We start from the raw sequence: 25255 nt of genomic DNA on the forward strand, positions 1-25255 counted from the left end.
AGGGCGCCGTGGTGGCGCCCCAATGGATTGAGCTTAGTTCGCTTCCTGATGCGCGCGTTCGATCTCTTCTGCCAGGATCGCCACGCCGCGCTCGATTTTCTCCGGGTCGGGCACGTAGTTCATGCGCATGCACTGGTGGGTGTGCGGCCAGTCGTGCTCCAGCCCCGGGAAGAAGTAGTGGCCCGGCACCATCAGCACGCCGCGCTTTTTCAGGCGCTGATACAGCACCTCGGTAGTGATCGGCAGATCCTTGAACCACAGCCAGAGGAAGATGGCCCCTTCCGGTTTGTGGATCAGGCAGCGCTCCGGCGACAAGTAGCGGCGGATAATCTCGATGGTGTGTTCGACGCGCTGTTTGTAAAACGGGCGAATCACCTCGTTCGACAGGCGCAGCAGATCGCCGCGCGCGATCATTTCCGTCGCCATCGCCGGCCCCATGCTGCCCGGCGACAGGCTGATGATGCCGTTCATGTTGGTCAGCGCGGTGATCACCTTCTCGTCGGCGATCACGATGCCGCAGCGCGAGCCCGGCAGGCCGAGTTTGGACAGGCTCATGCACAGGATGGTGTTCGGGTTCCACAGCGGCGTGGCGTCGCTGAAGATAATGCCGGGGAACGGCACGCCGTAGGCGTTGTCGATCACCAGCGGAATATCGCGCTGCTGCGCCAGCAGGTCGAGCTTCATCAGCTCTTCGTCGGTGATCACGTTGCCGGTCGGGTTGGTCGGCCGTGAAACGCAGATCATGCCGATGTCGTCGCCGATGGTAAGGTGTTCGAAATCAACGTGATATTTGAACTGGCCGTCCGGCAGCAGCTCGATGTTCGGTTTGGCGGAGACGAACAGCCCTTCGTCCAGCCCGGCATCGGCATAGCCGATATATTCCGGCGCCAATGGGAACAGCACGCGGCGGCGCGAACCGTCAGCGTAGCGGCCGGCGAACAGGTTGAACAAGTAGAAAAACGCGCTTTGGCTGCCGTTCGTCAGTGCAATATTCTGTGGTGAAATCTCCCAGCCGAGCTCGTCGCGCAGCAGATTGGCCAGCGCTTTCAGCAGCGCGTCCTTGCCTTGCGGGCCGTCGTAGTTGCACAACGCTTCGGTCAGTTTGCCCTGGTCGAGCATCTCCTGGCACAGCTGTTTGAAGTAGGCTTCCATCTCTGGGATCTGCGCCGGGTTGCCGCCGCCGAGCATGATGGCACCGGGGGTGCGCAGGCCTTCGTTCAGGTCGTCCATCAAACGGGTAATGCCCGCATAACGGGTAAATTTTTCGCCGAAAAGTGAGAAAGTCATAGGTGCAGCAGTACTGTTTTTTAGCAGGTAATCCCCCACCATACCGCCAGACAAATTCCTCTGCAATGCGGCCGACAAATCGACCAATGGGCAAAAGCTTCGCTCATTAGCCGATTGTCAGCATATTACGCTGGATTATTGTGACCGTTCGCCGGCCCATACCACCATCACCTTATCGTCGCCGAGTCGACGGCTGAAGGCATAGTAGGCGGCGCGCGGCTGCGGGGTTTGCACGCCGCCACCGATCGCCGGGTGGCGAGCGCGGAACTGCCCCAACCGTTGCCAGTGGGCCAGCAGCGAGGCTTTTTCCCCCTGCAACTCAGGCCAGTTCATGTCGGAGCGGGTGCCCTGCAGCGGATCGGAACCGGTTGGGCCGAGCGGGCGGCCGCTTTCATCGCCGTAGTAAATCTGCACCGCCCCCGGCGCCAGCAACAGCAGGTTCGCCGCCCGCTGTTGGCGCACCTGCGAGCCTTTGGCGTCGCTGGCGAAGAACAGCCGGGTGTCATGTGAAGAGAGGTAGCTCAACACGTTGAAATCCTGCAGCCGCTCGGCCATCTGCCGGTAGGTGGCATCGATGTCGGCAAAGCAGCCCAGCGCCTGCGACGCCTGGTCCTGGAAATCGAAGTTGATCATCGCGTCGAAGCCGTTTTGGTAATAGTCGCTTTTCATCACCCCGTGGCCCCAGGCCTCGCCGGTCATCCAAAACGGCGCGTCATCCAGCGCCTGCTGCGGATGCTCCGCTTTCCACGCCGCCAATGCCGCCGTGGCGCGCCGCTTCAACAGCGCCAGCGTCGGTTTTTCCACGTGCTTGGCGGTGTCGACGCGAAAACCGTCGATGCCGTAATCGCGCACCCACTGGCTGAGCCAGACGGTCAGGTAATCGCGGGTGGTGGCGCCGGGCATGTCGCGAGCGGCGGTGTCGGGTTTGTGGCGATAGAACAGCGGCAGGCCGCTGGCGCCGGGCGCTTCGGTTTTGATGTCCGGCAGGAAGGCCAGCGACATCGTCAGGTCGTCATAGCCCGGCGCGTCATAGTCGCCGATGTCGGTGCGGATCCAGTTTTTCCCCCACCATGGGCGCCAGCCCGCCTTGTCGCTGAAATTGATGTAGTCGTTGAAGCTGTGCCAGTTTTGCCCTGGCCCGGGGCGCCAGTCGCTCCAGTTTTTCCCCAGGGTTTTCTCCACCTCTGCACCCTGCAGATACAGCGAGCCGAAGTGGAACGTTTGCATATCCGCCAGCGTGGCGTAGCCGACATGGTTCACCACCACGTCGAACAGAATGCGAATGCCGCGCTGATGGGCCTGCTCGACCAGCGTGCGCAGCTCCTGTTCGGTGCCCATGTTGGCGTCGAGGCGCGTCCAGTCCAGCGCGTAATAGCCGTGATAGGCGTAATGCGGGAAATCGCCTTGGGTGCCGCCGCCGACCCAGCCGTGGATCTGCTCCAGCGGTGAGCTGATCCACAAGGCGTTGACGCCGAGCTGCTGCAGATAATCCAGCTTCTGCGTCAGGCCGGCCAGATCGCCGCCGTGAAAGGTGCCTATTTCCTGCAGGCCGTCGCTGCGGCGCCCGTAGCTGTGGTCATTGGCCGGATTACCGTTCTCAAAGCGATCGGTCAGCACGAAGTAGACCGTGGCGTTATGCCAACTGAACGCCGTCGGTTTCGCCGTGGCGGCGGATTCCAGCAGCAACAGGCCGCCGCTGGCGGCGGCGGGCTGCAGTGTGATTTTCCCCTGGCTCACCTGCGCCGTTTGGCCGGAATAGAAATCGCGCAGCGTTTCGCCTTCGGTGAAGGTGGAGGCGACGTCGACCGTGACCGGCTTGCCGTCCCAGCGTGGGCAGCTGCGCACGGCAACGGCGGCGCTTTCCGGCGCGCTGCTCAGGCTGAGCTGCAGCGTCGGCGTGCCGCTGCGGGTGTCGATGCGCACCTGATAATCGCCGGCGCGGAACTGCCGCCAGCTGGCCGGCGGATGGGCGCCGCAGGGCTGCAGCGACAGCGTTTGGTTAAGCTTCACCGCCTCGGCGGGCTGCCAGCAGTGGTTATCCTGATACAGCCGCAGCGGCAGTTGGCCTTTGGGCAGCGCGGCCTGGCTGGCGAACAGCCCGGCGGCAGTTTCGTCGAAGGCCGGGAAACCCGCCAACGTCCAGCCGGCCAGTGCCGAAGGCGACAGCAGTATCAACAAGGGCAGGGGTAACAGTTTCATGGCTCTCCTTACGCGTGGCAGGAAGCGTTTTTTCCGCTGGGTAGCGCCAGTGTGGCAAACGGCGGAAAAATGGCCTCCTCCCTGCGAGGGTTTTTCGGGGAGGAGGAGAAGGGCGGAGCGTTTTCGGATTGATTCGGCTTGGCTTTGCGCGCGCGCTGCGGCAGATTAAACGATGAACATCAAAGGAGGTTAGCGATGACGGACAAAAACTGGCGAGAAGAGATCGTTCGGGCAATTCAGGATGCCGAATTGCAGCACTTCGCCGAAGAACATCAGCTGCAGGCGCTGTTCGCGCCGCAGCAGGAAGAGCAACACGGCCGGTTATCCGCAGACCACCGGCCGCGCTGAGTTATTTCCGCAACAGCTGCGGATTGACGCAGTTTTCTTTCACCGTGCCGGTCAACGCGGCGATCAAGTTATCCACCGCGCAGGCGGCCATGCCGTAGCGCGTTTCATGGGTGGCGGAGCCGATGTGCGGCAACGCCACCACGTTCGGCATGCTGAGCAGCGGCGAATTGGCCGGCAGCGGCTCTTTCTCGAACACGTCCAACCCGGCGGCGTGGATCACGCCGTTTTGCAGCGCTTCGATCAACGCCTGCTCATCCACCACCGGCCCGCGGCCGGCGTTGATCAGAATGCCGCTTTTCTTCATTTTCGCCAGCTGATCGCGGCCGATCAGATGGAAAGTTTGTTCGGTCAGCGGCAACGTGATGCAAACGAAATCCGATTCGGCCAGCAGGGTATCCAGATCGCAGCGACGGGCGTTGAAGCGTTGCTCCGCCTCTTCGTGCGTGCGGCGGGCGTTGTACAGCACCGGCATGCCGAAGCCGAAGTGCGCGCGCTGCGCCAGCGCCAGGCCGATGCGCCCCATGCCGAGGATGCCGATGGTTTTGTGGTGCACGTCGACGCCGAACCAGTCCGGCCCGATGCTGCCGCGCCATTCGCCGGCCTTCACCCGCTCCGCCACTTCCACCACCCGGCGCGCGGTCGCCAGCACCAGGCTCATGATGGTGTCGGCGACGGTTTCGGTCAGCACCGTCGGGGTATGCATCAGCAGCACGTTATGGGCGTTGAGCGCCTCGACGTCGAAGTTGTCGTAGCCGACGGAAACGGTCGAGGCCGCGCGCAGTTTGGGCGCCTGCTGCAGGAAAGCTTCGTCAATTTTACCGCCGGAACCGATGATCCCTTCGGCCTGCTGCAGCGCCTGGCGCAGTTCGTCGCGGTTCTCCGGCTGCAGGCCGTTGAAGGCGTGCACGGTGAAGTGCTGTTCCAGACGTTCACGCAGATCGGCGGGCAGGCTTTTGTACAATACGATAGAAGGCTTCATCACGAACTCCAGCTGGGCCAAAGGGGGCATGGCGCCCCCCCGGTTGGGTTAACAGAGAAAAAGTATAACCGGATCAAGCCAATTGTGGCTGGATCTCGTTGCGGGCGGGCTTGACGATCAGCGTCAGCACCACCGCCACCACCAGTGCGATGGCCATAAACATGTAAGAGGCCGCCGGGCTGCCGGTGGCGCCATTCAGATAGCCGACGAACCACGAACCGAAGAACGAACCCAGCGCGCCCATGCTGTTGATCAGCGCCATGGCGCCCCCGGCGACGTTTTTCGGCAGCATTTCCGGAATGATGGCGAAGAACGGCCCATAAGGGGCGTACATCGCGGCGCCGGCGACCACCAGCAGGCCGTAGGAGATCCAGAAATGGTTGGCGCCGACGGCGTAAGAGCCGAAGAACGCCAGCGCGCCGATCAGCAGCAGCGGCCAGACGAACAGCTTGCGGTTTTGCATTTTGTCCGACGCCCAGGAGACGACGATCATGGCGATGGTTGCCGCCAGGTAAGGCACCGCCGACAGCCAGCCGGCTTCCACCATGCCCATCTGCATGCCGCTGCGCAGGATGGAAGGCAGCCACAGCACGAAGCCGTACACGCCGATGCTCCAGGCGAAGTACTGCACGCACAACAGGATCACGTTGCGTGAGCGGAAGGCTTCGCCGTAGTTGCGCACGGCCTTGATGCCTTTCTGTTCTTCGTCCAGCTGCTGTTGCAGCGCCTGTTTCTCATCGGCGCTCAACCAGCCGGCCTGCGCCGGTTTGTCTTTCGCCAGCACCCACCAGCAGAACGCCCAGATAACCGCCGGAATGCCCTCGATGATGAACATTTCGCGCCAGCCGAAGGCGTGGATCAGGTAACCGGACACCACAGACATCCACAGCACCGTCACCGGGTTGCCGAGGATCAGGAAGGTATTGGCGCGTGACCGCTCCGATTTGGTGAACCAGTTGCTGATGTAGATCAGCATCGCCGGCATCACCGCCGCTTCCACCACGCCGAGGATAAAGCGGATGGCGGCCAACATCGGGATATTGCTCACCACGCCGGTCAGCGAGGCGCAACCGCCCCACAGGATCAGGCACCAGAAGATCAATTTTTTGACGCTGCGGCGTTCGGCGTAGATGGCGCCGGGAATTTGGAAGAAGAAATAACCGAGGAAAAACAGCGCGCCCAGCAGCGAGGCCATGCCCTTGGTGATGCCGAGATCCTCATTGATGCCGGCGGCGGAGGCGAAGCTGAAGTTGGCGCGATCGAGATAGGCCAGGCTGTAGGTGATAAACACGATGGGCATGATGTACCACCAGCGTTTGGCCGCGACAGTCGCTTTGTTCATGTTCAGTATCCTTCAGTGGTGTTGCATCCCCTTCGCCCGGCATGCCAGAAGAAGGGGCAGATGCTCTCCCGACGCGTCCCGGTTGTAGGGCCAGAGGCTGACGTCATGCGGAGAAGTCGTTTTTTTATTGTTATTCGGCCAGCGCCGCGCGGGTCGGCAGGCCTTCGCTGTCGCCGATGGCCTGGATCGCCAGAGAACCGATTTTGTTGCCGCGCTGCACCGCCTGTACCAGCGTTTTGCCTTCCAGCAGGGCACTGAGGGTGCCGACGGCAAAGCCATCACCCGCCCCCACGGTATCCACCACGTTGTCGACCTTGACTGCGGCCACCGCCGCCTTATCGCCGGCGGCGGTTTTAAACCAGGCGCCGTCCGGGCCGGTTTTGATGATCACCGCCTGCACGCCGCGTTCCAGATAGAAATCGGCGATGCCTTCCGGCGTCGATTGGCCGGTGAGGATCTGCCCCTCTTTCAGCCCCGGCAGCACCCAGTCGGCGGCGAACGCCAGCTGGTTCAGCTGCTCGATCATCACCTCGCGGCTGGGCCACAGCACCGGGCGCAGATTGGGGTCGAACGAAATGGTTTTGCCCATGGCGCGCATCTCGCGCGCCGCATGGTGGCACAGCGCCAGCGATTCGCCGGACAGCGCCGCCGCCACGCCGCTCAGGTGCAGGTGGCGCGCGGAACCGAAATACTCGCGGTTAAAATCGGCAATCGACAGGTGGCTGGCCGCCGAGCCCTTGCGGAAGTATTCCACGCTGGGATCGGTACCATCGGTGGTTTTGGATTTCACCTGAAAACCGGTCGGATAGTGGCCATCGACCGTCACCTGCCGGTAGTTGATGCCTTCTTTTTTCAGCTGCTGCAGGGCGAAGCGGCCGAACGAGTCATTGCCGACGCGGCTGACCCAGCCGACGTTCATGCCCAGACGCGCCAGGCCGATCGCCACGTTCAGTTCGGCGCCGGCGATGCGTTTGGTGAAGGTTTCCACCTCCGCCAGGTCGCCGGTTTGCGCCGCCACGAACATCGCCATGGCTTCGCCCAGCGTGACCACATCCAGGGGCGTCTGCTGCGCCGTCGTTGCCGTTAACGTTGTCATCATGGGGTTACTCCGCACGCAAAATATTGACGTAATGACGGGTGACGGCCTCCAGGTCATCGCCCTGCAACGGGAATTCGATACCGCGCGGCGCATCGTGCGGCAGGCGGGCCAGCAGATCGCGCCAGCTGCCGTCGGTATCGTCCAGCGCGACGGCGCGCCAGCCGCGCGGGCCTTGGGTGGCGGCTTTGACGTGCACGTAACCGACGTGGCGGGCCAGGCGCTCGGCGGCGGCGAAGGCGTCTTGCCCCACCCACAGCCAGTTGGCCATATCGAAGGTCATGCTGACCGGCAGGTGGCTATCTTCCGCGGCGTGGAAAAAGGCGTTCAGCATCGACAAAATGCCGCAGTCCGGCGTTTGGTCGTTCTCGACCACCAGCTTGACCGGGTGTTGCTCCAGCGCCACTTTCAGCTCGGTAAAATCGAAGCCGGGGCGGAAATGACCGAGGGACAGCTTCAGCTGGCGCGCGTTCAGCGCCTGCGCTTCCGCCAGCAGCGCCGGTAGGTTGGGGTTCAGCGTATGTTGCGGGGTGAACAGCGCCTCAGGGGCGGAGTAGACGGCGAACAGCTGCTGGCGATCGATCTCTTGCGCCAGCGCCGGCAGGCTGTCCAGCTCGCCGGCGGCGAACAGTTCGCGGCGGATCTCCACCCCGTCGGCGCCAGCGCCGGCGATGAGGGGCAACAGCGCGCGCTGGCCGCCGTGTTGTTTGACGGTATCGGTGCCGTAGGCGCCGGTGACCACGATGATTTCTGTTTTCATTTTGACTCCTGAGGCGGCATTGTCGCCGCCGCTGCTGTTACCGGTACGTTAAATGGAACCGGTTCCAGCGAGAAGCGGCAGAGTGTAAAAATATGATCGCAATCACGAAGCTGAGCAAAAAACAGCCGGTGAGGGCGGGACGGTTAACGCCCCGGAAAAGGCGGGTTAGCGGGTGGTGGAGCCGCGGACGATCAGCTCGCCGGAGAACATCTGCTCGCCGCTGGGGGCGGCCAGGCCCTGAATGCGCTGCACCAGCCGCTCCAGCGCCGCGTGCCCCATTTGGTAGGTGGGCTGTTTCAGCGTGGTGATGCCGACGCCCGCCAGTTCCGCCCACTCCAGTTCGTCAAAGCCCAGCAGGCCGATGTCGTTGCCCCACTGGATGCCGAGCCGACGCATGGCGCGCGCCACCTGCAGCGTCAGGGCGCCGTTGGCGGAGATCACCGCCTTGCGCATGCCGCGGTGGCGGCCGCTGAAATCGCTCAGCACCTGCTCCAGCTTCTGCCGATCGTTGAGCGGCGTTTCGGCCTGCTCCGCCAACAGCGCGGGGTGCTGCGCCATGGTATGCCTGAAGGCGTGCAGGCGTTCCAGGCGGGTATTGACCGTACCGAGCGGCTCGCTGAGGAACAGGATCGCTTCGAAACCTTGTTGCAGCAGGTGTTCGGTGGCGACGGTAGCGGCTTCGCGGTTGTTCAGGCCCACCACGTCGCAGGCGAAATCGGGGATTTTGCGGTCGATCAGCACCATCGGCAGCATCGACTGTTGCAGCGTGGATAACGCTTCCTCGCGCATGCCGACCGCGTTGACCACGATACCTTCCACCCGGTAACTGCTGAGCAACTGCAGGTAGTGCTGTTCCTGATTGACTTCGTTGTTGGTATTACACACCAGCAGGGTAAAGCCGTGCTGGCGGCAGGCGGCCTCGATGCCGCGCATCACGTCCACCGAGTAGGGGTTGGTGATATCGGCGAGGATCAGGCCGATCAGGCGGGTCTGGCCGCCCTTCAGGCTGCGCGCCATCTGGCTTGGCCGGTAGTCGAGCTGCTGGATCGCCTGTTCGATGCGCTGTTTGAGATCGTCGGAAAGCAGGTGTTGTTCACCATTCAGATAGCGCGACACGCTGGTCTTGCCGGTTTTGGCGATGCTGGCCACATCGCTGATGGTGGCGCGTCCCGATGCGCGCGTTGCCTTGACAGTGCTCACAGCCGATCCCTCCTGCGGTTAATTGCCAAGGAGACTACCATACCCGATGTGCGGGCGGGAATGTTGAAGGGTAAGGAGAAAATCGCAGGGAGGCGGCGGGGCGCAGGTGGCGCCCCGCACGGGATTACTGCAGCGGGCTGAGCGTGATCTCGACGCGGCGGTTTTGCGCCTTGCCTTCCGCGGTGCTGTTGGAGGCGATCGGGTTGTCCGGGCCGGCGCCGGTGGTGCGGATACGGTTCGCCGCCACTCCCTGGGTGATCAGCGCGCTGGCTACGCCGTCGGCGCGCTGCTGCGACAGGTTCATGTTGAGCGAGCGGGAACCGGTGCTGTCGGTGTAGCCGACCACGTTGACCGCGGTTTTCGGATACTCTTTTAGCACCATGGCGACGCCGGTCAGGGTGTTGGCGCCCGCCGGTTTCAGCGTGGCGCTGCTGCTGTCGAAGGTCACGTTGTTCGGCATGTTCAGCACGATGTTGTCGCCCTGACGGGTGACGCTGACGCCGGTGCCTTTCATCTTGTCGCGCAGTTTGGCTTCCTGCACGTCCATGTAATAGCCTACGCCGCCGCCGAGGGCTGCACCGGCCGCTGCGCCGATCAGCGCACCCTTGCCGCGATCTTTCTTGGAAGAGGACAGCACGCCGACGCCGGCGCCCAGTGCGGCGCCGAGGCCTGCGCCGATGCCGGATTTGCCGGCTTCGGATTCACCGGTGTAAGGGTTGGTGGTACAGGCCGACAGCGCGAGCGTAAGGCTCACGGCGCCGGCAATAATTGCAATGCGTTTTTTCATGTTCTTGTCCTTAATGGCATCAGAATCTGTACGCGCCGGCCCAAAACGGGGACGCAAAAAAGTGGGTGACGCAGGGAGCCCGCATCGCCGCGCTACCTATGACGCGCGCTTTCGCCGGCAGTTCCGGAGAAAAACGTGACAAATGATGAGCGCGGGTAAGTGCTGGGGGAGTTATGCGGCAAAACGCCGGGCGGCGCCATGCAGCGGATTCCTAATTGTGCGCATCCGGGGTGCGGATGCGCCTTTTTTAAGCGTAACCGGTTGAGTTTTCGACTGCCGGCCAGTTCATGATCAGCGTATAGGCCTGGGTTTCATCATTGAACAGGCGCTGCGTTATCTGAAAGCCGTGCTTGTGGTAGAACGCGCAGGCGCGCAGGTTCTGTTGGTACACCTCCAGACTGAGTCGGCGGTAGCGCTGCTGCACGTGCGTCATCAGCGCCTGGGCGACGCCGCGGCCGTGAAACGCCCGATCGACAAACAGCGCGCCGATGAACTGCTCGTCCAGCACGCTGATAAAGCCGACGATCTCGCCTTCGTGCCAGCAGGCCCAGCTTTGCGCGCGCGGCAGGTAGTTTTCCCGCACCAGCGCGGCGCTCTCACGCCAGTATTTTTCCGCCACGAACGGATGGGCGGCGATGGTGCTGGGCAGCCACAGCGCCATCAGCCGTTCGATATCCTCCGGGCCACAGGGGCGGATCACCGTGGCTTTGGGTAACACATGCACCCCGTGAGATGATCGTTCACCAGCCCGCTGGCCTGCATGAAGGCGTAACAGATGGTGGAGCCGATAAACTTGAAGCCGCGTTTTTTCAGCGCCTTGGACATGGCGTCGGACTGCTCGGTTTTGGCCGGCACCTGGTTCAGCGCTTGCCAGCGGTTGAGCTGCGGCCGGCCGCCGACGAAGTCCCAAATGAAGGTAACGAAATTCTCTCCGGCCGCCTCCATCGCCAGATAGGCCTTGGCGTTGGTGATGATGGCTTCTATCTTGCCGCGATGGCGGATGATGCCGCTGTCCTGCAGCAGGTTTTCCACGTCTTGTTCGGTCATGGCGGCGACCCGCTGCGGATCGAAACCGTGGAAAGCGCGGCGGTAGTTCTCGCGCTTTTTCAGGACGGTGATCCAGGAAAGGCCGGCTTGCTGCCCCTCGAGGCACAACATTTCAAACAGCTCGCGCGCGTCGGTGGTGGGCGCGCCCCATTCCTTGTCGTGATATTCGAGATACAACGGATCGGCCGTCACCCAACCGCAACGTTCGTCTGCCATCCTGAATGTCCTTATGCTGTGTTTATGAACAGTAATCATCGCTCGAAGCGCCGAACTTGGCAAGTCTCTGATTGTTTTGTCATCAGCCCGCTTGACGTGACGAAAAAGCCGACAATAGTTACTACATGGCCGGTGGAAAACTGACCAACGATAAAAACGACATGGCCTTCATTTGCAGGCTCTCAGGAGTCGATTCATGCCTCTAAAAATAACGTGCATGCCCCGCCCGGCGGCGCTTGCAGTGGCGTTACTTTGCAGTGTGACCCTTCCGGCTCAGGCGTACGATCAACTCTACGTCTTTGGCGACAGCCTGAGCGATACCGGCAACAACGGCCGGTTCACCTATGACGGCAGCCAGCACCTGCTGTACGACGAAGCATTGGCGCAACGCATCGGGGCGGCGCTGGTGGCTTCGGACAACGGCGGTGAGAACTACGCCGCCGGCGGCGCCGTGGCGGTGCCGGGCCTGAACCCGGCCGACAACACCCAGGAGCAGGTGCAGCGCTATCTGAACCGGGTCAATGGCCAGGCCGACGGCGACGGTTTGTATATTCATTGGATCGGCGGCAACGATCTGGCGGCGGCGGCGCTGAATGCCGCTACCGCGCCCGGCGTGGCCTATAACAGCGCCGCCGCGGCGGCCGCGCAGGTGCATTCGCTGCTGAACGCCGGCGCCGGCACGGTGATCGTGCCGACGGTGCCGAACATCGGCTCCACGCCGCAGCTGATGGAATTGATCATTCAACAGGCGCTGTCTCCGGTGCAGGGGGCGGCGATCCAGGCGGCCTACGCCACGCTTAATTCGGTGGCGACGCCGGACAACGCTTCACGCACGCAGGCGATCCACGCAGCGTTGGCCGCTGCGGCGAAGCAGGGCAGCGCCATTCCTCAGGTGCAGCAGGCGATCGCCGCGCAGCTTATCGCGGCGTATGACGGCCTGAGCGCGCAGGCCGCTCAGCTGACCGATTTCTATAATCAAAGCGAAGACCGTTTGCTGGCGCAGGGAAGCGGCAATATCGTGCGGGTGGACGTCAACAAGCTGTTCGCCGAAGCGATCGCCAATCCGGCGCAGTTCGGCTTCGCCAACACCGCCGGCATGGCTTGCCCGCCGGGCGTTTCCTCGGCGGTTTGCCGTTCCGACATGCCCGGCTTCGACGCCGGCCAGTCCTATCTGTTCTCCGACCATTTCCACCCCAGCCCACAGGCGCACCTGCTGATTGCGGATTATATCCAGGCGGTATTGGATGGCCCGGCGCAGGTGGTGGCGCTGAATCAGGCGACGGCGGCGATGGCGCGCGACAGCCGCGCCACGCTCGACAGCCGCTTCCAGCAGCTGCGCAACGGCGACAACCCGCAGGGTTCGCTGGGCGTGTTCGGCGGTTACGCCGGCCAGCACTACGACTATGCCGATAACCGGGCCGCGGGGGACGGCAACGCTACCACCCACAACCTGACCGTCGGCGTGGACTATCAGCTGACCGACAGCTGGTTGATCGGCGCGTTGATCGCCGGTTCCAACGACGATCAGCATCCTTCCAGCCGCTTTGATTACAAGGCGCGCGGGCTGCTGCTCTCGGCTTTCAGTTCACTGGCGATATTCGAGCACGGTTGGGTCAACGCCGATCTGCACTATGCGACGATGGATTATGACGACATCCGCCGCAGCATGCGGCTGGGGCCGCTGACGCGCACCGAAACCGGTTCGACCTCCGGCAGGCAGTGGGGGGCGCGCGTGACCGCCGGCTATGACTTCCCGATCGCTTCTTACCTGACCACCGGGCCGGTGGCGCAGTTCGCCTGGGATTACAGCCGCGTTTCCGGTTACAGCGAAGACGGCGATGACAGCACCGCCATGCGCTTCAACGATCAAACCTACCACTCGCAGATCGGTGCGTTGGGTTGGCGGCTGGATACGCAATTCGGCGTGTTTAACCCTTATGCGGAAGTGAGTTATCAGCATCAGTTCGGCGATGACGTCTACCGCGCCGGCGGCGGCCTGAAATCGACGCAAACCTCATTTACTCGCGACAGTGCGGGCCAGGACAAAAACTGGGTGGATGTCACGCTCGGGGCCAACATGCCGTTGACGGACAGGGTGTCGGCCTTCGCCACCGTCTCGCAAACCGGCGGCCTGAGCAGCGGCGAGCAGTTTATGTATAACGTCGGCGTCAGCGCGCGTTTTTGAATGGGGTGCCTGCAGAGCGCGTTTGCCAAAGGCGCGCTAAATGGCATTGCGTAAGCGATACGTTCTTATAAGGGAAGCTAATTAAGAGGAAGCGGACGGGAATTAATTATGCGGGCCGTCATGATGCTGACGGAAATACAAAAAAAACTGATCCTATGAAAGGATCAGGTAGCCACTTGGCCAACACCAGGGAAAATTTTAATTATTATTGTATAACCAAAGATTAACTGTCAATGGGTTTATGTGGCTCATTGTTGGCGTATTACATATCCGCTTGTTTCTCCTCGAGTCGCTGCAGCGGCCCATCGCGTGATCTCTCCTTATTTTTCACGATATAAGAAATAATTTGGCGGTTAGTCACATTATCTGCCGGTGAGGCGAGTTTTTTAGTTGATAAAATTAACAAAAATAACATTGACGTAACTTTGCCCTGTGGCAAATATAAGCATGTGTGCATTTCAATCTGCGTAAATAGGGTTGGTGAGAACAGGAGCTGCGGGCGAATAAGTGACGATTTAAGCAACGATTAGTCTCGTTTTTTGTTAAGTTATTCTAATGTTTTTGGCGGGTCGTATTTTCGCCCCGTTCGTCGCCGGTGAAATTAGCCGGCTAACCGGCGCCCTGTCCTGCGCGCGCCGCGCGCGAAAATCCAGCGTTTCTCGCCCCGATTCGCACTTGTTGCCGGATTCTGGCTGTATATCTTACGGTCAACGGGTATACTGGCTCATTCCATCTAAATCCACTTGTATCGCGTGCGAATTCAACATGCAAAAGTTTGATACCAAGACCTTCCAGGGCCTGATCCTGACACTGCAGGATTATTGGGCGCGCCAGGGCTGCACCATCGTTCAACCATTGGACATGGAAGTCGGCGCGGGAACCTCACACCCGATGACGTGCCTGCGCGCACTGGGGCCGGAGCCGATGGCCGCCGCCTATGTGCAGCCATCTCGCCGCCCGACCGACGGCCGCTACGGCGAAAACCCGAACCGTCTGCAGCACTACTACCAGTTCCAGGTGGTGATTAAGCCATCGCCGGACAACATTCAGGAACTCTACCTGGGCTCGTTGAAAGAGCTGGGTCTGGATCCGACCATCCACGACATTCGCTTCGTGGAAGACAACTGGGAAAACCCGACGCTCGGCGCCTGGGGCCTGGGTTGGGAAGTGTGGCTGAACGGCATGGAAGTGACGCAGTTCACTTACTTCCAGCAGGTCGGCGGCCTGGAGTGCAAGCCGGTGACCGGCGAGATCACCTACGGTCTGGAGCGTCTGGCGATGTACATCCAGGGCGTGGACAGCGTGTACGATCTGGTGTGGAGCAACGGCCCGCTGGGCGTCACCACCTACGGCGACGTGTTCCATCAGAATGAAGTGGAGCAGTCCACCTACAACTTCGAATACGCCGACGTCGACTTCCTGTTCTCCTGCTTCGAGCAGTACGAGAAAGAAGCCCAATCGCTGCTGGCGCTGGAAAAACCGCTGCCGCTGCCGGCCTACGAACGCATCCTGAAGGCGGGCCATACCTTCAACCTGCTGGACGCACGCAAGGCGATTTCGGTGACCGAGCGCCAACGCTACATTCTGCGTATCCGCACGCTGACCAAAGCCGTTGCCGAAGCCTACTACGCTTCCCGCGAAGCGCTGGGCTTCCCGATGTGCAACAAGAAGAACGAGAACTAAGAGGCAGCCATGACTCAACAGACTTTCCTGGTGGAAATCGGCACGGAAGAGCTGCCGCCGAAGGCTCTTCGTTCCCTGGCGGAATCTTTCGCCGCCAACTTCACCGCCGAGCTGGACAACGCCGGCCTCGAACACGGTGAAGTGAGCTGGTTCGCCGCACCGCGCCGCCTGGCGCTGAAAGTGGCTAACCTGAGCGCGGCGCAGGCCGATCGCGAAATTGAAAAACGCGGCCCGGCGATCGCCCAGGCGTTCGACGCCGAAGGCAAACCGAGCAAAGCGGCCGAAGGCTGGGCGCGCGGCTGCGGCATCACCGTCGATCAGGCTGAACGCCTGGTGACTGACAAGGGCGAGTGGTTGATGTACCGCGCCCACGTCAAAGGCCAGTCGGCGCAGCAACTGCTGGCCGGCATGGTCAGCACCGCGCTGGCTAAACTGCCGATCCCGAAACTGATGCGTTGGGGCGACTCCGACGTGCAGTTCGTGCGTCCGGTGCACACCGTTACGATGCTGCTGGGCGCCGATCTGATCCCGGGCACCGTGCTGGGCATCGAATCCGCGCGCACCGTGCGTGGCCACCGCTTCATGGGCGAAGCCGAGTTCACCCTCGATAACGCCGACCAATACCCGCAGATCCTGCTGGAGCGCGGCAAAGTGGTCGCCGACTACGAAGCGCGTAAAGCCCTCATCAAACGCGACGCCGAACTGGCGGCGCAGAAGATTGGCGGCAAGGCCGATCTGAGCGACAGCCTGCTGGAAGAAGTGGCCTCGCTGGTGGAATGGCCGGTGGTGCTGACCGCCAAATTCGAAGAGAAATTCCTGGCGGTGCCGGCGGAAGCGCTGGTGTACACCATGAAGGGCGACCAGAAGTATTTCCCGGTGTATGACGCCGCGGGCAAACTGCTGCCGAACTTTATCTTTGTGGCCAATATCGAGTCGAAAGACCCGCAGCAGATCATTTCCGGTAACGAGAAGGTGGTGCGTCCGCGCCTGGCCGATGCCGAGTTCTTCTTCAACACCGATCGCAAGAAACGTCTGGAAGACAACCTGCCGCGCCTGGAAACCGTGCTGTTCCAACAGCAGCTGGGTACCCTGCGCGACAAAACCGATCGCATTCAGGCGCTGGCGGGCTGGGTTGCCGGCCAGATCGGCGCCGACGTCAACCACGCCACCCGCGCGGGCCTGCTGTCGAAGTGCGACCTGATGACCAACATGGTGTTCGAATTCACCGACACCCAGGGCGTGATGGGCATGCACTATGCGCGCCACGACGGTGAGGCGGAAGACGTCGCCGTTGCGCTGAACGAGCAGTATCAGCCGCGCTACGCCGGCGATGCGCTGCCGCAGTCGCTGGTGGCCTGTTCCCTGGCGATCGCCGACAAGATGGACACCCTGGCCGGCATTTTCGGCATCGGGCAGCATCCGAAAGGCGATAAAGACCCGTTCGCGCTGCGCCGCGCCGCGCTGGGCGTGCTGCGCATCATCGTCGAGAAAAACCTGCCGCTGGATCTGCAGACCCTGACCGAAGAGGCCGTGCGCCTGTACGGCAGCAAGCTGACCAATGCCAAAGTGGTCGATGAGGTGGTGGAATTCATGCTGGGCCGCTTCCGCGCCTGGTATCAGGAAGAAGGCCACGCGGTCGATACCATTCAGGCGGTGCTGGCGCGCCGTCCGACCAAGCCGGCCGACTTTGACGCACGCGTCAAGGCGGTATCCCACTTCCGCACGCTGGACGAAGCGGCGGCGTTGGCTGCGGCCAACAAACGCGTCTCCAATATCCTGGCCAAATCTACCGAAACGCTGAACGACAGCGTGCGCGCCTCGGTGCTGAAGGACGCGGCGGAGATCCAGTTGGCGACCCACCTGGTGGTGCTGCGCGACAAGCTGCAGCCGTACTTCGCGGCGGGCAATTACCAGGAAGCGCTGGTGGAACTGGCTGCGCTGCGTGAACCGGTGGATGCGTTCTTCGACAACGTGATGGTAATGGCGGACGATGCGGAAGTGCGCGTGAATCGTCTGACGCTGCTGAGCAAACTGCGTGAACTGTTCCTGCAGGTGGCGGATATCTCCGTACTGCAGTAAACGGCTCTGTGCTGTGAAAAGGCGCCTGCGGGCGCCTTTTTTATTTCCGTTTCCTGGGTGCGAAGGCAAGGTCGCCTGGCGACTTGGGGGGCGACTTGGGGGGCGACTTGGGGGCGACTTGGGGGAGACTTGGGGGAGACTTGGGGGAGACTTGGGGAAATTGAAGCATCCGGTCGCCGACGGCAATGAACCTCAGTGCGTTTTGCGCACGATGTTCAACCGCCTCCGGCCGAGACAATGTTCACCGCAAACGGAATCGCGTATCGGAACGCCGCCAGTTGATCTATTCTTATAGGCGCACGGAGTGCGGAAAAAGGGGCGGAGTCCAATGAAAAAGCAGGTTTATAACAGGAGTTATGTCACATGGCGGTAGGGATCCAGAGCAGAGGTTTCGCGCGTTGGTTGGCACCGGTATTGGCATTGTTGGTGGTCATGCAATTGACCGCCTGCGGCGATAAAGAGCCGGAACAGCGCAAAGCATTCATTGATTACTTACAGAATACCGTGATGCGCAGCGGGGCGAACATCCCCACGCTGAGCGAAGACCAGAAGCAGAAGTTCGGCAACTATGCCGGCGATTACGCGATTTTGGTCGGCTTTTCACAGCAGCTGTCCAAGTCGGTCGGCGCCAGCCTGACGCCAGCGCTGGATCAGATTAACCAGATCCGCACCGCACAGGACTATCTGAACAAACGCGATGCGCTGCAGCAATCGGTCGGGGCGTTGAACCTGCTGGGCCAGCAGATCCAGTCCGCCAAGTCGCAGGCGGATACCGCCCGCGCGGCGCTGAAACAGCCCGACGATCTGAAGGCGGTGTATAACCAGGCCTATGACAAAATCGTCACTGCGCCGGCCAACGCCCTGATGCCGGCAATCCCGACCACCGCCAGCTTTGTGCAGGATCTGGTGCAGGTTGGCGATTTCCTGCAGAGCCAGGGCAATCAGGTCAGCTTCAACAACAACGGCGTGCAGTTCCGCACCGCGCAGCAGGTGGCGCAGTACAACACCATGATGTCGAATCTGGTGGCCAAACAGCAGAACCTGGTGAATGCGCAGAAAGCCATTCAAAGCGTGACGCAATAACGCGCCTACGACGATCTACAGGCCGGCATTGGCCGGCCTGTTTTATTTCCCCTCAGCGTTTCCAATAGCTTGCTGGTTTATTACGCAGGCTTCTGTACTACACTTCAATTAATCCATTCATTCGGCATTGTAGTTTTCTTTCATTCATCACTTCGCTAGTTCCCGGCGGGATGAGTGCTCACAGGGAAGATCAAACAGAGCGTCGCGTTCGGGCGCTGCAGCTAAAAATAAATTGTGATGTTTATCACAATTTAAAAACAAACAACCAAGTTAAAAATGTGACATTAATCACTTTATTGTCGGTTTTTGGGCGGTTTTTTTCTCACTGTGCTTTTTTTACACGCCATAAATGTGATCTTTATCACCATAAATGAGGGGTTGTTGGGGCGTTGCGTGTGACTTGTGTCACAAAAAATTCGTGAAGTTCGCGTGACAAAAACAGCGTGATAGAGTCCGTTTCGCATACAGCGGCAACACGGCTGGATCGTCACAACAATAATCACGCGCTCTATTGTCAGCGCGTAACAATAGGGGTGTGTTTTATGTTTTCACCAGACATCAAGGTTAAAGTGCAAAACTTTGGCCGCTTCCTGAGCAACATGGTGATGCCCAACATCGGCGCCTTTATCGCCTGGGGGATTATCACCGCGCTATTCATTCCAACCGGCTGGCTGCCGAATGAGACCTTAGCCAAGCTGGTCGGCCCGATGATCACCTACCTGCTGCCGCTGCTGATCGGTTATACCGGCGGGCGGCTGGTGGGCGGCGATCGCGGCGGCGTGGTCGGCGCCATCACCACCATGGGCGTCATCGTCGGCGCCGACATGCCGATGTTCCTCGGCGCGATGATCGCCGGTCCGCTGGGCGGCTGGGCCATCAAGCACTTCGACCGCTGGGTGGACGGCAAGATCAAAAGCGGCTTTGAAATGCTGGTGAACAACTTCTCCGCCGGCATCATCGGCATGCTGTTGGCGATCCTGGCCTTCCTGGGCATCGGGCCGCTGGTGGAGGTGCTTTCCAAGCTGCTGGCGGCGGGCGTGCACGTGATGGTGACGAACAACCTGCTGCCATTGGCGTCCATCTTCGTTGAACCGGCGAAAATCCTGTTCCTGAACAACGCCATCAACCACGGCATCTTCTCGCCGCTGGGCATCCAGCAGGCGACGGAAGCCGGCAAATCGGTGTTCTTCCTGATCGAAGCCAACCCAGGCCCGGGCATGGGCGTGCTGATGGCCTACATGTTCTTCGGCCGCGGCAGCGCCAAGCAATCCGCCGGCGGTGCGGCGATCATTCACTTCCTGGGCGGCATCCACGAAATCTACTTCCCGTACGTGCTGATGAACCCGCGTCTGCTGCTGGCGGTGATCCTGGGCGGCATGACCGGCGTATTCACCCTGACGATGCTGAACGGCGGCCTGGTGTCTCCGGCTTCCCCGGGGTCGATTTTGGCGGTGCTGGCGATGACTCCGAAAGGCGCCTACTTCGCCAACATTGCGGCGGTGTGCGCAGCCTTTGCCGTCTCCTTCGTGGTGTCCGCTTTCCTGTTGAAAACCTCCAAGGTGAAAGAGGATGACGATCTGGAAGCCGCGACCCGCCGCGTGCAAGAGATGAAATCGCAGTCCAAGGGCGGCGCGGCCGCGCCGGCGGCGGTCGATGGCGATCTGAGCACCGTGCGCAAAATTATCGTCGCCTGCGATGCGGGCATGGGCTCCAGCGCCATGGGCGCCGGGGTACTGCGCAAGAAAGTGGCCGACGCCGGGCTGAAGAACATCTCGGTGACCAACAGCGCCATCAACAGCCTGCCGGACGATGTGGATCTGGTGATCACCCACCGCGATCTGACCGAGCGCGCGATGCGCCATGCGCCGCAGGCCCAGCACATTTCGCTGACTAACTTCCTCGACAGCAAGCTGTATGGCGATCTGGTCGAGCGTTTGCTGGCGGTGAACACCGCTGCCGCAGCGGCCCCGCAGAGCGGCGCGCACGCGGCTGCAGAGGCCGGCGAACCGGGGCTGTTCAAGCTAAGCGAGAGCAACGTGTTCCTCAACCTGCAGGCCAGCGACAAAGAGCAGGCGATCCGCTTCGCCGGCGAGCAACTGGTGAAGGGCGGCTACGTTGAGCCGGAATACGTGCCGGCGATGCTGGAGCGCGAAAAGCTCACCTCCACCTACCTGGGCGAATCGATCGCCGTGCCGCACGGCACCATCGAGGCCAAAGACCGGGTGCTGCGTACCGGCGTGGTGTTCTGCCAATACCCGCAGGGCGTGCGCTTCGGCGATGAAGAGGATGAAGTGGCCCGTCTGGTGATCGGCATCGCCGCGCGCAACAACGAGCATATCCAGGTGATCACCAGCCTGACCAACGCGCTGGATGACGAGAGCGTGATCGAGCGGCTGGCGAATACCACCAGCGTTCAGGAAGTGCTGGACCTGCTCGGCGGCAAAAAAGCCGGATAACAGAATCATTTTCAAGGGTGCAGCGTGCTGCACCCTTCGACATTAAGAAGGTAGAGTTATGAAAGCATTACATTTTGGCGCAGGGAACATCGGCCGCGGTTTTATCGGCAAGCTGCTGGCGGACGCCGGGGTTGAGCTGACCTTCGCCGACGTCAATCAAACGGTGCTGGATCTGCTGAACAGCCGTAAAAGCTACCAGGTGCACGTGGTGGGCGAGCAAGAGCGCGTAGAGAGCGTCAACAACGTCAGCGCCGTCAACAGCGGCAGCGAAGCCGCGGTGGCGCTGATCGCCGAGGCGGATCTGGTGACCACCGCCGTTGGCCCGCAAATTCTCGCCAAAATCGCCGGCACGATCGCCAAAGGGCTGGTGCTGCGCCATCAGCAGGGCAATGTGCAGCCGCTGAACATCATCGCCTGCGAGAACATGGTGCGCGGCACCAGCCAGCTGAAGCAGCACGTGTTTGCCGCGCTGCCGCAGGACGAGCAGGCATGGGTTGAGCAGCACGTCGGCTTCGTCGATTCGGCGGTCGACCGCATTGTGCCGCCGGCGGACAGCAACGATCCGCTGGAAGTGACGGTGGAAACCTTCAGCGAATGGATCGTCGATCAGACGCAGTTTAAAGGCCAGCCTCCGGCGATCGCCGGCATGGAGCTGACCGATAACCTGATGGCCTTCGTCGAGCGCAAGCTGTTCACCCTCAACACCGGCCATGCCATCACCGCCTACCTCGGCCAACGGGCCGGGCTGCAAACCATTCGCGACGCCATTCTCGACCCGGCGATCCGCCGCGTGGTGAAAGGGGCGATGGAAGAGAGCGGCGCGGTGCTGATCAAGCGTTACGGCTTCGACGCCGACAAGCACGCCGCCTACATCAACAAAATTCTCGGCCGCTTCGAAAACCCGTATCTGCACGATGACGTCGAGCGCGTGGGGCGCCAGCCGCTGCGCAAACTGAGCGCCGGCGATCGCCTGATCAAACCGCTGCTGGGCACGCTGGAATACGGCCTGCCGCATGCCAACCTGATCCAGGGCATCGCCGCCGCCATGAGTTACCGCAGCGAACAGGATCCGCAGGCGCTGGAGTTGGCGGAATTGCTGAACACGCTCGGGCCGAAAGCCGCGCTGGCGCAAATTTCCGGCCTGCCGGCGGAAAGCGAGGTTGTAGAAGAGGCCGTTGCTGTGTATAACGCCATGCACAAGTAGAATCGTGATGATGAACACCCGAGCGCAGCTTGCTGCGCTCCTGGAACCCGAGTTCGGCATCGACGGCCCTCCCCACGCCTTTCGAAAAGCGACGATGGAAGAAGCACAGGCATTTGAAAACCAGGTTCTGGAAAAGCTGAACGCGGGCAAAACGGTGCGCAGCTTCCTGATCGCGGCGGTAGAGCTGCTGGCGGAAGCGCTCAACGTGCTGGTGGTGCAGGTATTCCGCAAGGACGACTATGCGGTGAAATATGCCGTCGAACCGCTATTGTCCGGCAGCGGCCCGCTGGGGGAGCTGTCGGTGCGCCTGAAGCTGATGTACGGGCTGGGGGTGATCTCCCGCCACGAATATGAAGACGCCGAACTGCTGATGGCGATGCGCGAAGAGCTGAACCACGACGGATCGGAATACCGCTTCGTCGACGACGAAATACTCGGGCCGTTCGGCGAGCTGCACTGCGTGGCCGCGCTGCCGCCGGTGCCGACTTTCCTGCAGCCGGGCGAGGCGGATGAAGCGCTGATCGCCATGCAGCGCCAGCGCTATCAGCAGATGGTGCGCTCCACCATGGTGTTGTCCATTACCGATCTGATCGCCGGCATCGGCGCCAAGCAACCCTCTCGGCTTTCTCCTCTCGGCCGCGGCTAGGCAAAGGCCGCGCGCCACTCGTCGAACAACAACCACAGCGCGGTGGCGGCCATCAGCCCGGCCATCGCGCCGTTGAACACCCGCAGCTTCCAGGTGACCCGCAGCGCGTTGCGCAACCGATCGCCCAGCACCGCCCACAGCAGCACGCAAGGCAAGTTCAGCAGCGCGAAACCGGCGATGACCGACAGCGTATGGACAAAGGTGGCGCCTTCGCGCGGGGTGAACAGGATCGCCACGTTGATCACCATCAGCCAGGCCTTGGGGTTGACCGCCTGAAACAGCGCGCCGTTGAGCAGGCTCATCGGCTGCGCCTGCTCTTTGGCGTCCGGCGAGGCCGCCTGAAACAGTTTCCACGACAGCCACAGCAGGTAGGCGCAGCCGATCACCGCCAGCGGGAAGCGGATGACGCCGGCCCAGCTCAGCGCCAGCGCCAGCAGCGGGATAATGATCGCCAGCTGTACTGCACAACCGACGCAGATGCCGAACAGCATCGGCAGGGTGCGGCGCAGGCCGAAGTTAACGCCCGACGAGGCCAGCAGCAGGTTGTTGGGGCCGGGAGTGATCGACATGACGGTGACGTAGCTGACAAAGGCGGAGTCCAGCATGGCAGGTTCCTTGAAAATGACGGTGATAACGAGAGGATCAGCATAATCGCTGCAATGGGATGGTGACAGAACCACAAATCGGCTATTGTCATGGTTACAGTTGTGCAAAATGTAAACTGTACCCATTCCCTGGAGAGAAACTGTGACCCTGCTCGATGAAACCCCGGATACCCGTTACCTGCAGCTGGCGGATACGCTGGCCGAGGCCATTCGCCGCGGCACGCTGCGGCCCGGCGACCGCTTGCCTTCGGTGCGGCGCTGTGCGCAAACCCATCGCGTCAGCATCAATACCGTAGTGTCGGCTTACCGCACGCTGGAGGATCGCGGGCTGATTGAAGCGCGGCCGCAGTCGGGGTTTTATGTCCGCAGCACGCTGCCGGCGCTGAAGATGGCCTCGGCGCCCAGCGGGCGCATCGAACCGCCGGCGGACGACGTGCTGGCGCTGATCGACACCGTGTTCGCCGCCCAGCAAAACCCGGCCTTCACCAACATTGCGTTGGCTTGCCCGCAGACCAGCGACTTTTATCCCGGCGGCAAGTTGGGGCGCATGTTGTCCTCTCAGCTGCGCCGCCAGCCGGATCTGATCGGGCAGTATCCGTTGCCGCCCGGCAGCCTGCGGCTGCGTCAGCAGATCGCCCGCCGCTCGATGACGCTGGGCATGCTGTTGGAGCCGGGCGACGTGGTGCTGACCCACGGCTGCATGGAAGCGCTGCAGCTGGCGCTGCGCGTCACCACCCAACCGGGCGACTGCGTCGGGCTGGAGTCGCCGACCTACTTTTACCTGCTGCCGCTGCTGGCCAGCCTGGGGCTGAAAGCGCTGGAAATCCCTACCGATCCGCAGCTGGGGCTGTCGTTGGACGCGCTGGAGCTGCTATTGAACGAGAAGCGGCTGAATGCGGTGATCGCCATGCCGACGGTGCAAAACCCGCTGGGTTGCACCATGCCGCTGGCGGCGAAAAAGCGGCTGGCGCGGCTGATGAACGATCATCAGGTGCCGTTGATTGAAGACGGGCTGTATGCCGAGATCCAGTTCGGCGGCGCGCTGTCACCGGCGGTGAAGGCGTTCGATCGCGACGGCTGGGTGCTGTTTTGCTCCAGCTTCACCAAAACGCTGGCTCCGGATTTTCGCGTCGGCTGGATCTGCGGCGGCCGTTTTCACGAGGCGTTGCGCAAGCTGAAGGCGGTGTCGTCGATGTCCGAGTCGCAGCTGCTGTCGGAAACGCTGGCGACCTTCCTGGAGAGCGGCGGCTACGATCACCATTTGCGCAACCTGCGTAAGCGCTATGCCGCTCAGGTGGACGAGGCACGGGCGCTGATCGCCCGGCATTTCCCGCGCGGCACGCTGGCCACCCAGCCGGCGGGCGGCTTCGTGTTCTGGGTCGAATTCCCTCCCGGCGTGGACAGCGTGGCGCTGTTCCATCAGCTGCTGGAGGAGCAGATCTGTTTGACGCCGGGCACCCTGTATTCGCCCAGCGGGCGTTACCGCAACGCGCTGCGGCTCTCCTGCTGCTACCCGTTCAACGCGCGCTACACCCAGGCGCTGGCCCGGCTGGGCGCCAAAGCCTGCGAGATGAGCGGCCTGCCGCCCGGCATTGCGCAGGACGGGTAACGGCGCGCGCCTTTTGCTACAATGCCGGTATCATTGATTAGCGTGCCATTTTGGGCACAACGGGCCAGAGACCATGAAAGAGAAAGAAAAGGCAGAGATCAAGCGCCTGAGCGACCTGCTGGACGCCTTGAACCACAAAGACGCCACCGTGATCCAACAGGGCAACCCTGAGTTGATCGCGCAGCACACCAAAGAGAAAGAGAAGCTGGCGACGGAGATCGAGCGCCTGAAAAACGTGCGCGGCGAGAAGCTGAGCGCCGAAGCGCAGAAGCTGAGCAAGCTGCCGTTCAGCCGCGAGATCACCAAGAAAGAGCAGGCCGATATGGGCGCGCTGAAGAAAAGCGCGCGCGGGCTGATCGTGGTGCACCCGATGACCGCGCTGGGCCGCGAGATGGGCCTGAAAGCGGTCACCGGCTACGCCAAGAAAGCGTTCTGAACCCCGGG

General features: G+C 61.7%; 21 protein-coding genes. 10 read left to right on the forward strand and 11 right to left on the reverse strand.

Annotation, left to right across the window (positions count from 1 at the left end; all coding sequences use genetic code 11):
- Positions 1-33: 33 nt before the first annotated feature.
- Together L085_RS04695 and L085_RS04700 are read right to left on the reverse strand one after the other, a co-directional pair.
- Positions 34-1287, reverse strand: coding sequence for a valine--pyruvate transaminase (locus L085_RS04695; protein WP_015376153.1), 1254 nt, complete (start codon positions 1285-1287; stop codon positions 34-36).
- Positions 1288-1422: 135 nt separating this feature from the next.
- On the reverse strand, positions 1423-3486 hold the full coding sequence (locus L085_RS04700; protein ID WP_044030178.1) for an alpha-amylase: 2064 nt from the start codon (positions 3484-3486) through the stop codon (positions 1423-1425).
- Between the two features lie 195 nt (positions 3487-3681).
- On the opposite strand from L085_RS04700, the gene L085_RS25575 reads away from it, so the two are divergent.
- Positions 3682-3834, forward strand: coding sequence for a hypothetical protein (locus L085_RS25575; protein ID WP_015376155.1), 153 nt, complete (start codon positions 3682-3684; stop codon positions 3832-3834).
- Between the two features lies 1 nt (position 3835).
- On the opposite strand, the gene ghrB is transcribed toward L085_RS25575, so the two are convergent.
- From ghrB to L085_RS04740, 8 genes are all read right to left on the reverse strand, one after another.
- Positions 3836-4813: a glyoxylate/hydroxypyruvate reductase GhrB gene (gene ghrB, locus L085_RS04705; RefSeq protein WP_033631399.1), complete on the reverse strand. Its 978-nt coding sequence runs from the start codon at positions 4811-4813 to the stop codon at positions 3836-3838.
- A gap of 73 nt (positions 4814-4886) precedes the next feature.
- A complete protein-coding gene (locus tag L085_RS04710) occupies positions 4887-6155 on the reverse strand; it encodes an MFS transporter (RefSeq protein WP_033639091.1) in 1269 nt (422 codons plus the stop codon).
- Between the two features lie 130 nt (positions 6156-6285).
- Positions 6286-7251 (reverse strand): sugar kinase, encoded by a 966-nt coding sequence (locus tag L085_RS04715; protein ID WP_033645233.1) that lies wholly within the window; start codon positions 7249-7251, stop codon positions 6286-6288.
- 7 nt (positions 7252-7258) lie between these two features.
- Positions 7259-8011 carry a hypothetical protein gene (locus L085_RS04720; RefSeq protein ID WP_021504157.1) on the reverse strand — a complete coding sequence of 251 codons (753 nt, stop codon included), beginning with the start codon at positions 8009-8011 and terminating at the stop codon, positions 7259-7261.
- Between the two features lie 165 nt (positions 8012-8176).
- Positions 8177-9211 (reverse strand): LacI family DNA-binding transcriptional regulator, encoded by a 1035-nt coding sequence (locus tag L085_RS04725; protein WP_004933951.1) that lies wholly within the window; start codon positions 9209-9211, stop codon positions 8177-8179.
- A 124-nt stretch (positions 9212-9335) separates the two neighbouring features.
- A complete protein-coding gene (locus L085_RS04730) occupies positions 9336-9998 on the reverse strand; it encodes an OmpA family lipoprotein (RefSeq protein ID WP_004933954.1) in 663 nt (220 codons plus the stop codon).
- Positions 9999-10245: 247 nt separating this feature from the next.
- Positions 10246-10698, reverse strand: a complete 453-nt coding sequence (locus L085_RS04735) for an N-acetyltransferase (RefSeq protein ID WP_015376160.1) — start codon at positions 10696-10698, stop codon at positions 10246-10248.
- Entirely contained in the window at positions 10695-11261 is a 567-nt protein-coding gene (locus tag L085_RS04740) for a DNA-3-methyladenine glycosylase I (protein ID WP_004933960.1), read from the reverse strand. The genes L085_RS04735 and L085_RS04740 overlap by 4 nt, the downstream gene beginning before the upstream one ends.
- A 196-nt stretch (positions 11262-11457) precedes the next feature.
- On the opposite strand from L085_RS04740, the gene L085_RS04745 reads away from it, so the two are divergent.
- The 7 genes from L085_RS04745 (at position 11458) to L085_RS04775 (ending at position 22597) form a co-directional block, all read left to right on the forward strand.
- Complete coding sequence (locus L085_RS04745) at positions 11458-13446, forward strand: autotransporter domain-containing esterase (protein ID WP_044030180.1); 1989 nt, start codon at positions 11458-11460, stop codon at positions 13444-13446.
- A gap of 765 nt (positions 13447-14211) precedes the next feature.
- Positions 14212-15129, forward strand: a complete 918-nt coding sequence (gene glyQ / locus L085_RS04750; RefSeq protein ID WP_004933966.1) for a glycine--tRNA ligase subunit alpha — start codon at positions 14212-14214, stop codon at positions 15127-15129.
- A gap of 9 nt (positions 15130-15138) precedes the next feature.
- The gene (gene glyS / locus L085_RS04755) at positions 15139-17208 is read left to right on the forward strand and encodes a glycine--tRNA ligase subunit beta (protein WP_004933969.1); all 2070 of its coding nucleotides are present in this window, start codon (positions 15139-15141) and stop codon (positions 17206-17208) included.
- Between the two features lie 363 nt (positions 17209-17571).
- Positions 17572-18291, forward strand: coding sequence for a DUF3053 domain-containing protein (locus tag L085_RS04760; RefSeq protein WP_016929578.1), 720 nt, complete (start codon positions 17572-17574; stop codon positions 18289-18291).
- Positions 18292-18833: 542 nt separating this feature from the next.
- Entirely contained in the window at positions 18834-20747 is a 1914-nt protein-coding gene (locus L085_RS04765; RefSeq protein ID WP_044030181.1) for a PTS mannitol transporter subunit IICBA, read from the forward strand.
- 58 nt (positions 20748-20805) lie between these two features.
- Entirely contained in the window at positions 20806-21951 is a 1146-nt protein-coding gene (locus tag L085_RS04770) for a mannitol-1-phosphate 5-dehydrogenase (protein WP_044030182.1), read from the forward strand.
- Positions 21952-22045: 94 nt separating this feature from the next.
- Positions 22046-22597, forward strand: coding sequence for an MltR family transcriptional regulator (locus L085_RS04775; RefSeq protein WP_016929575.1), 552 nt, complete (start codon positions 22046-22048; stop codon positions 22595-22597).
- Here L085_RS04775 and L085_RS04780 read toward each other — a convergent pair.
- The gene (locus tag L085_RS04780; RefSeq protein WP_044030184.1) at positions 22594-23202 is read right to left on the reverse strand and encodes a LysE family translocator; all 609 of its coding nucleotides are present in this window, start codon (positions 23200-23202) and stop codon (positions 22594-22596) included. The two genes, L085_RS04775 and L085_RS04780, sit on opposite strands and share 4 nt — an antisense overlap.
- Before the next feature lie 142 nt (positions 23203-23344).
- On the opposite strand from L085_RS04780, the gene L085_RS04785 reads away from it, so the two are divergent.
- Positions 23345-24811 (forward strand): PLP-dependent aminotransferase family protein, encoded by a 1467-nt coding sequence (locus tag L085_RS04785; RefSeq protein ID WP_004933986.1) that lies wholly within the window; start codon positions 23345-23347, stop codon positions 24809-24811.
- 73 nt (positions 24812-24884) lie between these two features.
- Positions 24885-25247 (forward strand): YibL family ribosome-associated protein, encoded by a 363-nt coding sequence (locus L085_RS04790; RefSeq protein WP_004933989.1) that lies wholly within the window; start codon positions 24885-24887, stop codon positions 25245-25247.
- Positions 25248-25255 lie beyond the last annotated feature (8 nt).

The organism is Serratia sp. FS14 (genome assembly GCF_000695995.1).
Classification (GTDB): domain Bacteria; phylum Pseudomonadota; class Gammaproteobacteria; order Enterobacterales; family Enterobacteriaceae; genus Serratia; species Serratia nematodiphila.